The organism is Allobosea sp. BE125, from assembly GCF_031456075.1.
In the GTDB taxonomy this organism is placed as follows: Bacteria; Pseudomonadota; Alphaproteobacteria; order Rhizobiales; family Beijerinckiaceae; genus Allobosea.
This window is the reverse complement of sequence record NZ_JAVDTY010000017.1, coordinates 1-14,430: the sequence shown is the minus strand read 5'-3', so window position 1 is coordinate 14,430 and position 14,430 is coordinate 1. Positions and strand designations below refer to the sequence as shown.

The 14,430-nt window shown below is 65.3% G+C and carries 14 protein-coding genes and 1 pseudogene; 11 read left to right on the top strand and 4 right to left on the bottom strand.

Annotated features, from left to right (window positions below):
- Window positions 1-5: 5 nt before the first annotated feature.
- The 3 genes from J2Y55_RS27955 to J2Y55_RS27945 form a co-directional block, all read right to left on the bottom strand.
- The gene (locus J2Y55_RS27955) at window positions 6-830 is read right to left on the bottom strand and encodes an ABC transporter ATP-binding protein (RefSeq protein ID WP_310159876.1); all 825 of its coding nucleotides are present in this window, start codon (window positions 828-830) and stop codon (window positions 6-8) included.
- 90 nt (window positions 831-920) lie between these two features.
- Window positions 921-1,919 (bottom strand): ABC transporter substrate-binding protein, encoded by a 999-nt coding sequence (locus J2Y55_RS27950; protein ID WP_310159875.1) that lies wholly within the window; start codon window positions 1,917-1,919, stop codon window positions 921-923.
- A gap of 155 nt (window positions 1,920-2,074) precedes the next feature.
- Window positions 2,075-3,346, bottom strand: coding sequence for a class I SAM-dependent methyltransferase (locus J2Y55_RS27945; RefSeq protein WP_310159874.1), 1,272 nt, complete (start codon window positions 3,344-3,346; stop codon window positions 2,075-2,077).
- Window positions 3,347-3,759: 413 nt separating this feature from the next.
- Here J2Y55_RS27945 and J2Y55_RS27940 point away from each other — a divergent pair, with 413 nt between their 5' ends.
- The 11 genes from J2Y55_RS27940 to J2Y55_RS27890 all read left to right on the top strand — a co-directional run bounded on the left by J2Y55_RS27940 (window position 3,760) and on the right by J2Y55_RS27890 (window position 14,279).
- Entirely contained in the window at window positions 3,760-4,455 is a 696-nt protein-coding gene (locus J2Y55_RS27940; protein WP_310159873.1) for an MtnX-like HAD-IB family phosphatase, read from the top strand.
- Window positions 4,448-5,890, top strand: a complete 1,443-nt coding sequence (locus J2Y55_RS27935) for an aspartate aminotransferase family protein (protein ID WP_310159872.1) — start codon at window positions 4,448-4,450, stop codon at window positions 5,888-5,890. The genes J2Y55_RS27940 and J2Y55_RS27935 overlap by 8 nt, the downstream gene beginning before the upstream one ends.
- Window positions 5,891-5,907: 17 nt before the next feature.
- Entirely contained in the window at window positions 5,908-6,831 is a 924-nt protein-coding gene (locus J2Y55_RS27930; protein ID WP_310159870.1) for an arginase family protein, read from the top strand.
- Complete coding sequence (locus J2Y55_RS27925) at window positions 6,828-7,187, top strand: EamA family transporter (protein ID WP_310159868.1); 360 nt, start codon at window positions 6,828-6,830, stop codon at window positions 7,185-7,187. The genes J2Y55_RS27930 and J2Y55_RS27925 overlap by 4 nt, the downstream gene beginning before the upstream one ends.
- Before the next feature lie 10 nt (window positions 7,188-7,197).
- Entirely contained in the window at window positions 7,198-8,052 is an 855-nt protein-coding gene (locus tag J2Y55_RS27920) for an alpha/beta hydrolase (protein WP_310159867.1), read from the top strand.
- Complete coding sequence (locus J2Y55_RS27915; RefSeq protein WP_310159866.1) at window positions 8,049-9,221, top strand: GNAT family N-acetyltransferase; 1,173 nt, start codon at window positions 8,049-8,051, stop codon at window positions 9,219-9,221. Before J2Y55_RS27920 ends, J2Y55_RS27915 begins: the two co-directional genes overlap by 4 nt.
- Complete coding sequence (locus J2Y55_RS27910; protein WP_310159864.1) at window positions 9,218-9,628, top strand: EamA family transporter; 411 nt, start codon at window positions 9,218-9,220, stop codon at window positions 9,626-9,628. Before J2Y55_RS27915 ends, J2Y55_RS27910 begins: the two co-directional genes overlap by 4 nt.
- Window positions 9,621-10,046, top strand: a complete 426-nt coding sequence (locus J2Y55_RS27905) for a DUF2147 domain-containing protein (protein ID WP_310159863.1) — start codon at window positions 9,621-9,623, stop codon at window positions 10,044-10,046. The genes J2Y55_RS27910 and J2Y55_RS27905 overlap by 8 nt, the downstream gene beginning before the upstream one ends.
- A 181-nt stretch (window positions 10,047-10,227) precedes the next feature.
- Window positions 10,228-12,000 carry a sensor histidine kinase gene (locus tag J2Y55_RS27900; protein ID WP_310159860.1) on the top strand — a complete coding sequence of 591 codons (1,773 nt, stop codon included), beginning with the start codon at window positions 10,228-10,230 and terminating at the stop codon, window positions 11,998-12,000.
- A complete protein-coding gene (locus tag J2Y55_RS27895; protein ID WP_310159858.1) occupies window positions 11,997-13,376 on the top strand; it encodes a sigma-54-dependent transcriptional regulator in 1,380 nt (459 codons plus the stop codon). Before J2Y55_RS27900 ends, J2Y55_RS27895 begins: the two co-directional genes overlap by 4 nt.
- A 78-nt stretch (window positions 13,377-13,454) precedes the next feature.
- The gene (locus J2Y55_RS27890; protein ID WP_310159856.1) at window positions 13,455-14,279 is read left to right on the top strand and encodes a MipA/OmpV family protein; all 825 of its coding nucleotides are present in this window, start codon (window positions 13,455-13,457) and stop codon (window positions 14,277-14,279) included.
- 51 nt (window positions 14,280-14,330) lie between these two features.
- On the opposite strand, the pseudogene J2Y55_RS27885 reads toward J2Y55_RS27890, so the two are convergent.
- Window positions 14,331-14,430: pseudogene (locus J2Y55_RS27885) on the bottom strand (IS481 family transposase); the annotation flags it as partial.

Sequence of the window (14,430 nt, the reverse complement as noted above, 5' to 3'; positions counted from 1 at the left end):
TCTCCTCAGGCCGCACGGGCTTCGTCGCGGGCGGCGCCACGCGTGACCTCGTCGCGAAGGTCGTCCCAGATCGTCTTGGACAGGGCGATGAAATCCTCCTGGTAGCGGATCTCGCTGACGATGCGCGGACGCGGCAGGTGCACGGGATAGACCGATTTCACCGTGGCTGGCCCCGAGGTCAGCACATAGACCTTGTCGGCAAGCGCGATCGCCTCCTCGAGATCATGCGTGACGAAGACGACCGAGGCCTTGGCCTCCGACCAGAGGTCGAGCAGCACGTCATGCATCACCACGCGCGTCTGCACGTCGAGCGCGGAGAAGGGCTCGTCCATCAGCAGGATCTGCGGCTCGTTGATGAAGGTCTGCGCCAGCGAGACACGCTTGCGCATGCCGCCTGAGAGCTGGTGCGGATATTTGCTCTCGTGGCCGGTGAGGTGAACCCGGGCCAACCATTCGCGCCCCTTGGCATAAGCCTCCTCGCGCGGCTTGCCGCGAAACAGCGGGCCGGCGACGACATTGTCGATGACGCTGCGCCAGGGAAAGAGCGCATCGGTCTGGAAGGCGAAGCCGATGCGCGGATCGATGCCGTTGACCGGCCCGCCGAACAGGCGGACCTCGCCGCTCGACGGGCTGGCCAGGCCGGTGACGAGGTTGAGCGTCGTCGACTTGCCGCAGCCGGTGGGGCCGACGACCGCGACGAACTCGCCGCGCGCCACGCTCATGTTGAAATCGCGGATCGCCGTCATCGACTTGCCGTCGGGGGTGATGAAGCGCCGGCTGACATTGATCAGCTCGATCGCCGGGCTCTCATTCGGGTCCGTCGCGGACATGCATCCTCCTTCGCCGGCTTCGCGGCGTTCTTCGGTTTCGGGACAGGACAGTTGGGGCGGCGCGGAGCGGCCCCAGGAGTAGGCGAGGCGCTATTTGGCGTTCTTCACGAACTCGGTCGTGTAGGTCTTGGACAGGTCGATCTGCTTGCCCTTGATGTTCTTCGAGAAGCCCGCGAGCACGGCGAGCACCGTCTCGGGCCCGCCCTGGGGCATCACGCCATCCCTGGTGAACATCGCCTTCCCGTCGGCGAGCGCCTTGACGTAGGATTCCTTGTTGCCGGCGTAATAGTCCTTCGGCATCTTGTCGGCGATGTCGGCGGCGCTGTGCGTGTCGATGTATTTCAGCGTCTTGACGAAGGCGTTGGCGAGCTTCTGGACGAGGGGCTTGTTCTTCTCGATCCAGGCCGTCTGCATGTAGAGCGAGGCCGCCGGATAGGTGCCGCCAAGCGCTTCCGTGGTCTTCTCGACGGTGCGCATATCGACCAGCACGCGAGCCTCCCCCGTCGCCAGCAGGCGCGAGATCGTCGGCTCCGTGGTCATGCCGGCCTGGATCTTGTCCTGCTGCATGGCGGCGATGAAGGTCGTGCCGGCGCCGACGGGAAGCGTGGTGTAGTCGCCGGGCTTCACCCCGGATTTCAGCATCAGATACTGGCTCAGGAAGTTGGTGGAGGAGCCGAGCCCGGTGACGCCGAGATTCTTGCCCTTGAGATCGGCCATCGACTTCACATCCGGATATTTGCTCGAGATCAGCTCGACCTCGCCCGGCGCCTGGCTGAACTGGACGACCGACATCACGAACTTGCCCTTGGCCTGCAGGTCGACGCAATGATCGTAGAAGCCGACGACGCCCTGGACGGCGCCGGCGAGCATCTCGTTTTCCGCATCGACGCCGGCAGCCTCGTTCAGCAATTCGACCTCGAGCCCTTCATCCTTGAAGTAGCCGAGGCTCTCGGCGAGCTTGGCGGGCAGATAGATCTGCTTCTCATAGCCGCCCACCATGATGGTGACCTTGTCGGCCGCAAGCACGGCGCTGGCCCCGGCGAGCAGGGCGGCGAAAGCAAGCGAGGTCGTGAGAATGCGGGCGCGCATGGGCCAGGCTCCTGGGTTCGTTTTCCTCGCGCGCCTCAACTCCTCTCTGTCGTCGAGAGGATTGCCTGAAGCGCGACTGACCGACCGTTAACCCGCCAAGCTTTCACCAGACTTTCAATGTTCGGCGACTCATCGGTTTCGGATCTCGGATGACGTCAGGCTGCGGGAGCCAGATCAGGCGGCTTGCGCACCATATCCGCCGCAGCCTCCGCCGCCCGCAGGGCCGCCTTGCGCTCGTCGACATAGTCGCGCGTCAAGGGAACCGCCTCCTGATGGCGCACGATCTGGAGCTGGAAGACGACGACGTCCTGATGCTCGAAGGCGGCCTGGCTCATTGCCAGGTAGAATTCCCACATCAGGCAGAAGCGCTCGTCATAAAGCGCGAGCGCCTCCGCGCGACGCGCCATGAAGCGCTCGCGCCAGGCCTGCAATGTCTTGGCGTAGTGCAATCGCAGCACCTCGACATCGGTGACGATGAGCCCCGCCTTCTCAGCGGCGGGCAGGATCTCCGACAGGGCCGGCAGATAGCCGCCGGGGAAGATGTAGCGGTTCAGCCAGGGATTGGGATGGTTGGGCCCGTCCGAGCAGCCGATCGTGTGGAGCAGCATCACGCCGTCCTCGCTCAGCAGGCGCCGGCAGGTCTCGAAGAAGGCCGGGTAGAAGCGCGGGCCGATATGCTCGAACATGCCGACCGAAACGATGCGCTCGAAGACACCGACGACATCGCGATAATCCTGCAGGGCAAAGCGCGCCCGCTCGCCGGCCCCGGAACGCTGAGCCCGCTGGTTGGCGACCTCGAGCTGCTCGCGCGACAGCGTCACGCCCAAGGCTTCGCGGGCGCCAGCGGTTTCCGTCAGATACAGGCACATGCCGCCCCAGCCGCAGCCGATATCGAGGACGCGGTGCTCCGGCTCGACCAGGAGCTTGGCCGCGATATGCCGCTTCTTCGCCAATTGGGCGTCGTCGAGGCTCTGCTCCGGGCTCTCGAAATAGGCGCAGGAATATTGCCAGTCCGCGTCGAGGAAGAGCGCATAGAGCCGGTCGTCGAGATCATAGTGATGCGCGACGTTCGCGCGCGAGCGACCCCGCGTATTGCGCGTGGTAAGGTGGCGCAGCAGGAAGCGGCCATGATCGAGCATCCGCTCCAGCAGGCTGGAAGGCTGTCCGCGCGCGCCCGACAGAATCAGGGCCAGGAAACCGTGGATCGAGCCCTGCTCGACCAGGAGCCGCCGATCCATGAACAGTTCGCCGAGCTTCATCTCGGGATCGAGCAGGAAGGCCCACAAGGCCATCCTGTCGGCAAAGCGGATCTGCACCGGCGCGCCGGAGCCGTCGCCGCAGCTGAACCCGCGCCCGTCGGGCAGCACGACATGCAGCGTGCCGTGGATGACGAGCCGCGACAGGACCGCCTGGAGAATTCGGAGCATCGGCGATCCCTTGGGCCCGTGGAGCAGCTCTCGCACGGGTGAAACTTGGCGCGTGAGCCCATCCTGACCGCAGGAAACGTGCCAGACGATCCCTGACGGGCCCGCGGCTCGACCGCCGGGAGGCTTTTGCCGCGCCAGCACCGGAAATTTCCGCCATATCCCGCATTCAAGGGCCGGATATAGCGCTTTCCGGCCCGAAACCGCGGAGAAAGCTGCACTGCCGCGCCCGCTGATCCGGAGCGTTCGGGACATAGGAGCGGGCGGGAAGAAGCTCCATTTTTTGATGCCAACTCCAAGACAGGGAGATCGAATCCTTCCGAAAATCGGAAAATATCTAATCAAATCAACATACTGATTGCTGGCACATCGCTTGCGCTAACGCCCCCGTCAACAATTTGGATCGGGCGTCAGCAATGGAATGGCAGGCCATCGTCGATTTCGACGGTACGATCTCGTGTCAGGACACGACGGATCAGATTCTCGAACGCTTCGCCGCGCCAAGCTGGCAGGAGGTCGAGCAGGACTGGATCGACGGCAAGATCGGGTCGCGCGAATGCATGAAGCGGCAGGTCGAGATGCTGCGGGTTTCGCCGGGACTGCTCGACAGCTTCATCGCGGATATCGAGATCGACTGGGATTTCCCCGCCTTCGTGCGGCTCTGCATGCGCCATGACATTCCCGTCACCGTCGTCTCCGACGGACTCGACCGGACGATCAGGGCGGTGCTGAACCGCGCCGGGCTGGGCTTCCTGCCGATCGTCGCCAACCATCTCGGCTATGCCGGCGAAGGCCGCTGGCAGCTGACCTCGCCTTACGCCTCCACGACCGGCGGCTGCGACAGCGGCACCTGCAAATGCGCCGTCGCTGATAGCCTGCACCGGCCGCTGACCCTGCTCGTCGGCGACGGCAAGTCCGACCACTGCGTCGCCGGCCAGGCCGATCTCGTTTTCGCGAAGAAGGGCCTGATCGCCCATTGCCGCGACCAGGGGCTTCCCCATCACCCGTTCACCGACTTCTCCGAGGCCGTCGGCCTGCTGGAGGAGCTGCTATGCGCCACCGCCGCGAGCGGCCGGACGCGCGAATTGACGAAGGATACGATCGATGGCTGACGGCTACGCTCTGCTCGATACGCCCGCTCCCCAGGCGGCGCCCGCACCCCTCTCGCACAAGGATGAGCAGGCCCGGCTGCTCGCGCTCGAGGCGCAATACTGCTCCCATGGCGACACGGTTCATTACACGCAGTTCCCCAAGATCTTCTCGGGCTGCGACGGCTCCTTCATGTTCGACGATGAGGGCAACCGCTTCCTCGACCTGCAGATGTGGTATTCGGCCGTCAATTTCGGCTACGCCAATCCCCGCCTGAACAACGCGCTGAAGCGCCAGATCGATACGCTGCCGCAGGTCGCCAGCCAGTATCTGCATCGCGAGAAGATCGAGCTCGCCGCGCTGATCGCGCAGGATGCGGAAGCCAAGTTCGGCGAGAAGGGCCGCGTCCACTTCAATGTCGGCGGCGCCCAGGCTGTCGAGGATTCGCTCAAGCTCGTGCGCAATGCCTCGAACGGCAAGAGCCTGATGTTCGCCTTCGAGGGCGGCTATCACGGCCGCACGCTCGGCGCCTCCGCCATCACCTCGTCCTACCGCTATCGCCGCCGCTTCGGCCATTTCGGCGAGCGCGCGCATTTCATCCCGTTCCCCTACCATTTCCGGGGACCCAAGGGCATGAGCAAGGAGGAGTATGGCGAGCACTGCGTGCAGCAGTTCGCTCGTCTCTTCGAGAGCGAATATAATGGCGTCTGGGACCCCAAGACCGGCCAGGCCGAATACGCCGCCTTCTATGTCGAGCCGCTGCAGGGCACCGGCGGCTACGTCATCCCGCCAAAGAACTTCTTCATCGGGCTGAAGAAGGTGCTCGACGACCACGGCATCCTGATGGTCGTCGATGAGATCCAGATGGGCTTCTACCGGACCGGAAAACTGTGGTCGATCGAGCATTTCGGCGTGACGCCGGACGTGATCGTCTTCGGCAAGGCCGTGACCAACGGACTGAACCCGCTCTCGGGCGTCTGGGCCAAGGAAAAGCTGATCAACCCGACGATCTTCCCGCCGGGCTCGACGCATTCGACCTTCAACGCCAATCCGCTGGGCACCGCGGTCGCGCTCGAGGCCATGAAGATGATGGCCGAGGACGATTACGAGACCATGGTCATGGAGAAGGGGGCCTATTTCCTCCGGGGCCTGGAAGAGCTCAAGCGCCGCCACAAGATCGTCGGCGACGTCGATGGCCTCGGCATGGCGCTGCGCATCGAGATCTGCGAGCCGCATGACAGCTACACGCCGTCGAAGCGGCTGGTCGACCTGATGTGCGACGAGGGCATGAAGGCCGATCTGGAGACGGATGGGAAACGCTACGGCCTCGTTCTCGACATCGGCGGCTACCACAAGAACGTCATTACGCTGGCTCCCGCCCTCACCATGAGCCACGCCGAGATCGATCTGGCGATCAAGCTGCTCGACCAGCTGTTCGCCCGCGTCGCAAACGCCTGACATCCCTGGAGGCGGCCTTGCGATTGCGCGTGATCGATCTCGACGGCAGCGTGGCGGCTCAGGAGCCGCTGCGCCGGCGCATCGATGCGGGAGCCGCCACCCGCATCGATGCCGCCGATCTTGCCTCCTCGCTGCGGATTCTCGCCACCCGCGCCGCGATGGACAGATTCACTGGGCGCCTGCGCGACAGCGCGGCGCCCGGTGACGAGCCTTCCGTGACCTTTTACGGCTCCGGCGATTTCCACCACCTGACGGCAGGCCTGCTTGCCGATGTCCGGCACGATGTCAGCGTGATCCATTTCGACAACCACCCCGACTGGGTGCGGTTTCCGCCGACCTTCAATTGCGGCGCCTGGGTCAACCGCGCGCTGGAGCTGCCTCAGGTCAGGCGCGTGGTGACGCTGGGCCCTTGCAGCGGCGACCTCGTCCGCCCCGAATTGCAGTTCGCCAACCTGCCGGCCCTGTCGCAGGGGCGCATCGAGCTCTACCCCTGGCGCCATGCACCGTCCCGCATCTGGGGCCGCTATCGCGACGGGCCGTCCCATCGCCAGGATCGCGGCCATCTGCATTGGCGCAATCTCGCCGATGAGCGCTGGGACGGCTTTCTCGACGAGATGATCGACGGGCTGCCGACGAAAGCCATCTGGATCACCATCGACAAGGATGTGCTTGGCCGCAGCGACGCCGTGACCAACTGGGACCAGGGCGACATGCCGCTTAGCCAACTGCTCCAGGCTGTCGAGCGGCTGGCGGCGCGTTGCGAGGTGCTCGGGATCGACGTCTGCGGCGACTATTCCACCGCGGTCTTTTCCGATCCGCTGCGGGCGACGCTGGCCTATTTCGACCATCCGCCGCGCTTTTCGCCCTCAGCGGATGATCTGGCGATCAATGCGCAGGTCAACGCCACCCTGCTGGATTGTTTCGAGCGGGTGCTGTCATGAGCCTGTCGCTGATCCTCTGGTTCGCCGTCTCCGTGATCTGCGACGTCGCCGGGCAGCTTTGCCTCAAGCGCGGCGCCGACAACCTGCCCGAGGTCCAGGGCCGTGAACTGGCCATGGCACTGCTCTGCTCGGCCTGGGTCGCGGGCGGCGTCCTGATCTACATCATCGAGATCTTCGTCTGGCTGCGCATCCTGGCAGAGGTCCCGCTCTCCATCGCCTTCCCCATAGCCAGCCTGAATTTCCTCGGCGTGACGCTCGCCAGCCATGTCTTCCTCAAGGAATCCGTCGGCCGCCTGCAATGGCTCGGCGCAATCCTGATCACCCTGGGCGTCGTCGTCGTCGCCCGCACAGCCTGACGGAACGACCGTGCCTCTCGCCGATCACAGCCTCCGCTTCTCCGGCAACCGCACCGGTTTCCTGCTCATCCACGGCCTGGGCGGGACGCCGGTGGAACTGCGCCTCGTCGCCCGAGCCCTGCACCGGATCGGCGGCCATACCGTGCATTGTCCGCAGCTCGCCGGCCATTGCGGCAGCGAGGCCGATCTGCTCGCGACGAACTGGCAGGACTGGATCGCCAGCGTCGAGACCGAGCTCGACCGCATGAAGACGCAATGCGACACGATCATCATCGGCGGCCTGTCGATGGGCGCGGTGATGGCGATGTACCTCGCCGCCAAGCGCCCGCAGGATATCGACGGCCTGGCGCTCTATGCGCCGACGCTCTGGTATGATGGCTGGTCGATCCCCTGGTACAGCTTCCTGCTCAAGCTGCTGATCGACACCCCGATGGGCCGCCGCTTCCGCTTCGTCGAGCGCGAGCCCTACGGCATCAAGGATCCGCGCATCCGCGCCATGATCGTGCATGCGATGGGGCGCGGCGACAGCGCCGTCGCCGGCCTGCTCGGGACGCCCTCGGGCGCAGTCAAGCAGATGTGGGGGCTGATCAAGGAAACCCGCCGCAGCATGAGCACGATCAAGCAGCCGGCTCTCATCGTGCATGCGCGCGAGGACGATGTCGCAAGCCTGGCCAACGCAGTCCATATCCAGCGCCATCTCGGCGGGATCGTCGACACGGTGGTGCTCGACGACTGCTACCATCTCGTCACGATCGACCGACAGAACGACGTCGTCATCGAGCGGAGCCTGGGCCTCGCGCAGCGTCTCACGGCCGCCTTCGCCGCCAGGGACAGCGCAGGCGCCTGCGCTGTTGCCGCCGAATGACCGCGCTGCGCGCACATATCGCCAGCCGCGTCGCCGAGATCGACGCGGACGCCTGGGACGCCTGCTTCCCGGGCGAGGCGGAAAACCATGCCTATTACACCGCATGCGAAACCGCCGCCCTGGCGAGCGGCGCGGAACTCGTCACCTCCGCGGCCTCTGTCGAGCGCGATGGCGAGACGATCGCCGTCGCGCCGTTCTTCCTGATCGACTACCGATTGGACACGCCGCTGCAGGGGCCTCTGCGCGCGCTCGGCGATTATCTGTTCCGGCATGCGCGGAAGCTCGTTTCGCTGCGGGTTCTGTGCATCGGCTCGCCCTATGCGGAGCGCTGCCATGCCGGCCTCTCCCCGCAGTTGGATGAACAGGCCCGGCGCCAGGCCCGGCTCGCATTGCGGGAAGCGATCGACGCCCATGGCCGCGACGAGGGCGTCCACGTCATCGCCTGGAAGGATCTAGCCCCGGACGATGCCGAGGCCTTCCAGGACATGCTGAAGGAGGAGGGCTTCATCCGCCTCGGCAGCCTGCCGGTCGCGGTGCTCGATCTGCCTTTCCAAAGCGAGGCCGATTATCTCGCCACGCTCTCGGCCGCGACGCGCAAGGATATCCGCCGCAAGCTCGCCAAGGCCGGCGATGTCAGGATCGAGATGCGCCACTCGATCGCCGACATCGAAGCCGAGATCGTCGCGCTCTACGAATCGACCCGGGCGCGAAGCGGCCTCGACTATGGCGATCTCGAAAAGCTGCCGCCGGGCTATTTTTCCGAGATCGCGGCGGCGCTGGGCGAACGGGCACTGTTCGTCCTCTACTGGGTCGGGACGACGCTCGCGGCCTTCAACCTGCTGCTGATCGAGCGCGAGCGCGTCATCGATAAGTTTCTCGGCATGCGCTACCCGCTGGCGCGCCAGCACAACCTCTACGCCCTGAGCTGGATGACGAATGTCCGATACTGCCTCGGCCATGGCATCAGTCGGCTCCAGAGCGGGCAGACCGCCTATGCCTCGAAACTGCGCTTCGGCAGCCGGCTCGTGCCGTCGGTGATCTTCTTTCGGCACCGGCAAGGCGTGCTCAACTGGGCCCTGCGCTCGATCAGCCCCTATATCGCCTTCGACAGGCTCGACCCTGATCTGAAGGCCCATCGCCTCCAACAGCACGCGCAGGTGTCACCATGAGCGCGACCGAAATGCCGTCGACCGGCGCGCCTTGGCGCATGATCGTGATCTGGACCTTGTTCATCGCGCTCGATACGGGCACGCAGCTCGCCTTCAAATGGGGTGCGGACGGGCTCGCCGATCTCGATTTCGGGCTGGCGATGATCTCGCGGGCCCTGACCCTGCCGGGCGTCTGGCTGGCGGCGCTCGGTTATGGCGGCACCTTCGTCGTCTGGATGATCATCCTGCGAACCACGCCACTGAGCCGGGCCTTCCCGATGACCGGGCTGGCCTATGTCACCGTGCCGCTGCTCGCCTGGGCGGTGCTCGGCGAGCGCATCAGCCTCGTGCAGGCTGGCGGAATCGCCACGATCATCGCGGGAGTTCTTCTCCTGGGATCGGGAGAAACGGATGAGGGCCATGCGTAGAACCCTGTCCGCCGCCTTGGGCATCGTCGCCACCTTGCTCTTCGCACAGATCGCCATGGCGGACTCGCTGACCGACGTCATCGGCCGCTGGCGCGATTCCGATGGTGAATCAGAGATCGAGATCGCCCGCTGCGGCGCCGCCTTGTGCGGCACGATCGTCTGGCTCAAGCAGCCGCGCATCGACTCAGCCAACCCCGACCCCGCAAACCGGGGGCGCTCGCTTCTCGGACTGCGCGTGCTCAGCGGCTTCAAGCCCGACCCAGCTTCTGCCACATTCAGCGGAGACGGCTATAACCCCGAGGACGGCCGCAGCTACAAGACCACGCTGGAGCTGAAATCGAAGACGACGCTCTCGGTCAAAGGCTGCGTGATGGGCGGGCTCATTTGCGACGGCGACATCTGGACGAGGCGTCCGTGAGGCCGCGCGCCCTGCCGCTTTTCCAGCGTGCGGCCAGCGCAGCTGGGGCGTTTTCGAGCGAAGTGGGCACCGGTTCGCGTGAAGAAAACGCGTTAAAACAAAATGTTAGAGCAATTGAACGATCCGGTCGGATCGTTCAATTGCTCTAACGCGGGATGATCGCCTCATGATACCGGGCCGCATGACGACACTGAGACTGCGGCTCGTGATCGGCTTTCTGCTGGTCAGCGTGCCGGCGATGCTGGCTTCGGCCTATGTCGCCGCACGGCTGATCTCGAACGCGTTCGAAAGCAATGTCGAGCAATGGCTGGGTGAAACCTCCCGCTATTTCAAGCTGGAGGTGCGCGAGGCGACGCTTGAGGCGCAGCGCGTCGCAAGCGTGATCGCGATGCGCTTGGAAACCGTGACCGAAAACGAGTTGCGGCATCCCACCATCATCGAAAACGACCTCGCCGTCCTGGGCTCGGTCGGTTACGACCTGATCGCGATCTACACCGACGAGCATGAGATGCTCTACGCCTCGCGCAACATCACGGGCGCGGACACGTTGCCGAGGCAGACCGTGCAGGGCATCTTCAAGATCGAAACCGACGGCAAGCACTACATCATGGCCGGCGCCGTCCAGACCGTGAAGCTGCTCGGCAAGACGGCGCATGTCATCGTCGGTACCTGGCTCGACGACCAGTATCTCGGCGGCATCAAGGTCGTGACCTCGCTCGATGTCAGGCTCTTCGCCGATACGGGCGCTGGCTTCGAGCCGATCCTGCTGACCCATCCGGCCGCCGCGGCCCGGCCTATTCCCCAGGCGATCCGCGACAAGCTCGAATCCGGGACCAGGACGATCTTCGACAACCAGGCCGATGAAGGCGCCTATCGCGCGGTCTATACCGGTTTCAACGGCATCGACGGCAAGCTCGTCGCCGTCGCCTTCATCGGGCTGACCAGCCGGGCCGGCTTCTTCGAGCAGATCGGCCGCTGGCGGCTTTTCGTCGGCATCTTCCTGTTCGGCTCCGCGCTCTCCATCATCGTCGGCGTCGCGATGTCGGGCATCCTGGTCAAGCCGCTGCGGGCGCTGACGCGCGGCGTCAGGTCGATCACCGCGGGCGACTACAGGCAGCGCGTGCCGGCCCAGGGGGGGCGCGAGATCGCCGAACTGGCGACCGGCTTCAACATCATGGCCGAGCAGCTCGGCAAGGTTCAGGCCCTGGAGGCCGAACTGCGCCGGCGCGACCGCTTCTCGGCGCTGGGACAGGCGGCGATGGTGATCGCGCATGAGGTGCGCAATCCGCTCGGCATCATCAAGACCTCGACCGAGGTCGTGCGCAACCGCGCCAAGCTCGGCCCCTCCGAGGATCGCATGCTCGGCTACATCATCGACGAGGTCCGCCGCATCGAGACGCTGGTGCGCGATTTCCTCGATTTCGCCCAGCCCAAGGAACCGAGCAAATCGGTGTTCCTGCTGCGCTCCGTGGTCGACCGGGTCGCATCCTTCGCCGCGCCGGAGCTGGCAAAGCGCCATATCGCCCTCGATATCCAGGATGAGAGCAACGGCGTGCTGATCTCGGGCGACCCCGACCAGCTCCACCAGGCCTGTCTCAATCTCGTGCTCAACGCCATGGATGCGATGTCCTCGGGCGGGACGATCACCGCAAGCCTCACCGTCGACGACGCGCAGGCAGCGCTGACGATTTCCGACAGCGGGCCAGGCATTCCCCCCGCCATCATCGGCCAGATCTTCAATCCGTTCTTCACCACCAAGGCCAAGGGCACGGGCCTGGGCCTCGCCAAGGTGCAATCCGTCGCCGCCGCCCATGGCGGCACGGCGCATTGCACGAGCAAGGAAGGGCAAGGAGCCTCCTTCACCATCGCCTTGCCCGTCGCCCCGCCCGATGCCCTGCCCGGCGGCCCGCTCAAGACTGATGCGACGAAGGCCGATGCGAGGGCGCCCTCATGACGCATACGATCCTGGTCGTCGATGACGAGACCCGCCTCGCCGACGTGCTGACCGCCGCGCTGGAGGATTTCGGCTATCGCGCCATCGCGGCCGAAAGCGCCACGGAGGCGCTCGCGATCCTCGACCGGGAGCGGATCGACCTCGTTCTCACCGATCTGCGCCTGCCAGGCATGGACGGCCGGACCCTGATGCGAGAGGTACGCCGGCGCTGGCCCGACATTCCGGTGGTGATGATCACGGCTTTCGCCGCCGTGCGCGACGCGGTCGAGCTCGTCAAGGAAGGCGCTTTCGACTACATCGCAAAGCCCTTCGAGATCGACGATGTCGCGGCGACGATCGGCCGGGCGCTGCGCCTGAGCGAGGTCGTGCGCGACAATGAGCGCCTGCGCACCGAGCTCGAGGGCCGCTACAGCTTCGAGAACCTGATCGGCAACAGCCCGCCCTTTCGCAGGGTGATCGAGCAGGTCACCGAGGTCTGCGAGACGCGCGCCACGGTGATGCTCAATGGCGAGAGCGGAACCGGCAAGGAGGTCGTGGCGCGCGCCATCCACTTCAACAGCCCCAGGCGCAAGCGCCCTTTCATCGCGGTCAATTGCGCCGCGATCCCCGAGGCGTTGCTGGAAAGCGAGCTGTTTGGCCACGTCAAGGGCGCCTTCACCGGCGCGCTCGCCAACCGGGTCGGGCGTTTTGCCGCCGCCGATGGCGGCACGCTGTTCCTCGACGAGATCGGCGATATGCCGATCGCGATCCAGGCCAAATTGCTGCGCGTCATCCAGGAGCGCAGCTTCGAGCCCGTCGGCGGCAATCAGAGCCAGGCTGTCGATGTCCGCATCATCGCCGCGACCCATAAGGATCTGCGCCAGGCGGTGGCGGCAAACCAGTTTCGCGAGGATCTGTATTATCGCCTCAACGTCTTCCCGATCCAGCTGCCGGCCCTGCGCGAGCGGCGCGAGGACATCGCGATCCTGGCCGCGCATTTCCTGCGCCTGCTCGCCGAGAGCGTCGGCAAGCGCGTCATCGGCTTCACGCCCGGCGCGCTCTCGGCGATGAGTGGCTATTCCTGGCCCGGCAATATCCGGGAGTTGCAGAACTGCGTCGAGCGCGCCGTCATCGTCGCGAAATCGCCGACGATCGATGCACCCGATCTGCCGCGCGACCTGTTCGACGCCCCAGTGCGCCAGCGCGAGCCCGACGATCCGCCCCATGATCTCGACGCCGAGCTCGAGCACATCGAACGGCGCTTCATCATCGAGGCCTTGCGCCGCACCGACGGCAAGCAGGTCCTGGCGGCGCAGCTGCTGGGGATTGCCGAACGCAGCCTCTGGCACCGCATCAAGAAGCTCGACATCAAGGTCAATCGCCGCGTCGCCGAATGAGGTCCATGCAGAGGAAGGCGTTGGCCTGAGGGCGTCGATGTGTCATGCCCCTAGCGAAATGTTTCGGGAGTTTTCCGCTTGGCTCGTTCAACCTTGCCCATGGCCCTGCTGGCCGGCCTTTGCGTCGCGATCAGCAGCGCGCAAGCGGCCGATCCCGTGGCCCCGGTCCTCAATCCCGAGCCCGCCTCCGGCTGGATCATCTCGCTCGGCGGCACCGCCCAGCTCGGCCCGAAATATGATGGCGCGAGCAAGGCCGGCTTGTCCGGCATGCCATCGATCAGCTGGCGCCGCGTCGGCGAGGACGCCGGCTTCAGCAGTCCCGATGACGGGCTCGACTACGCGCTTTACGAGACCAAGACCTTCAGCTTCGGCCCTGTCGCCAGCTTCCGCTCCGGCCGCTACAGCGGCACCGACGTCAAGCTCACCGGCCTGAGGGACCTGCCCTGGACGATCGAGGCCGGCGCCTTCGCCGAGTTCTGGCCGATCCAGGACCGCCTGCGCACGCGCATCGAGATCCGCCAGGGCTTCCACGGCCATCACGGCATCGTCGCCGATCTCTCGGCGGATTGGGTCGAGAAGTTCGGCGCCTTCACGCTTTCGGGCGGGCCGCGGCTTTCGCTGGGCGACAAGGCCTTCATGCGCAAGAATTTCGGCGTCAGCGCGGGAGAAGCGGCAGCGAATGGCTGGCTGACGGCATACCGCGCCCAAGGTGGCCTCAAATCAGCCGGCGTCGGCGCCGCGCTCGACTATGAATGGTCCCCGGCCTGGACGACGACGACCTTCGTCAAATATGAGCGGCTTCTCGATTCCGCCGACACCTCTCCGATCGTGCGCGTGCTCGGGCAGCGCGACCAGGTGACCTTCGGCCTGGGCGCGACCTATTCGTTCAAGATCGGCGGCTGACAGAGCCTAGCTGCGAAAAACCGGGTACCGGTTTTTCGCATTGATCCTGCTCTAGCTGTGGAGCCTCAACAGGTTGTCCTCGTCGAGAGCGAGTCTGCTGATTGGGGTTTTGGCCTGGATACCGCCGTGCGGTCGATGCCAGTTGTAATGG

What these genes read in the sequence shown, in the direction of transcription:
- J2Y55_RS27955 (WP_310159876.1), bottom strand. Translation starts at nt 830, where the DNA reads ATGTCCGCGACGGACCCGAATGAGAGCCCGGCGATCGAGCTGATCAAT.
- J2Y55_RS27950 (WP_310159875.1), bottom strand. Translation starts at nt 1,919, where the DNA reads ATGCGCGCCCGCATTCTCACGACCTCGCTTGCTTTCGCCGCCCTGCTC.
- J2Y55_RS27945 (WP_310159874.1), bottom strand. Translation starts at nt 3,346, where the DNA reads ATGCTCCGAATTCTCCAGGCGGTCCTGTCGCGGCTCGTCATCCACGGC.
- J2Y55_RS27940 (WP_310159873.1), top strand. Translation starts at nt 3,760, where the DNA reads ATGGAATGGCAGGCCATCGTCGATTTCGACGGTACGATCTCGTGTCAG.
- J2Y55_RS27935 (WP_310159872.1), top strand. Translation starts at nt 4,448, where the DNA reads ATGGCTGACGGCTACGCTCTGCTCGATACGCCCGCTCCCCAGGCGGCG.
- J2Y55_RS27925 (WP_310159868.1), top strand. Translation starts at nt 6,828, where the DNA reads ATGAGCCTGTCGCTGATCCTCTGGTTCGCCGTCTCCGTGATCTGCGAC.
- J2Y55_RS27915 (WP_310159866.1), top strand. Translation starts at nt 8,049, where the DNA reads ATGACCGCGCTGCGCGCACATATCGCCAGCCGCGTCGCCGAGATCGAC.
- J2Y55_RS27910 (WP_310159864.1), top strand. Translation starts at nt 9,218, where the DNA reads ATGAGCGCGACCGAAATGCCGTCGACCGGCGCGCCTTGGCGCATGATC.
- J2Y55_RS27905 (WP_310159863.1), top strand. Translation starts at nt 9,621, where the DNA reads ATGCGTAGAACCCTGTCCGCCGCCTTGGGCATCGTCGCCACCTTGCTC.
- J2Y55_RS27900 (WP_310159860.1), top strand. Translation starts at nt 10,228, where the DNA reads ATGACGACACTGAGACTGCGGCTCGTGATCGGCTTTCTGCTGGTCAGC.
- J2Y55_RS27895 (WP_310159858.1), top strand. Translation starts at nt 11,997, where the DNA reads ATGACGCATACGATCCTGGTCGTCGATGACGAGACCCGCCTCGCCGAC.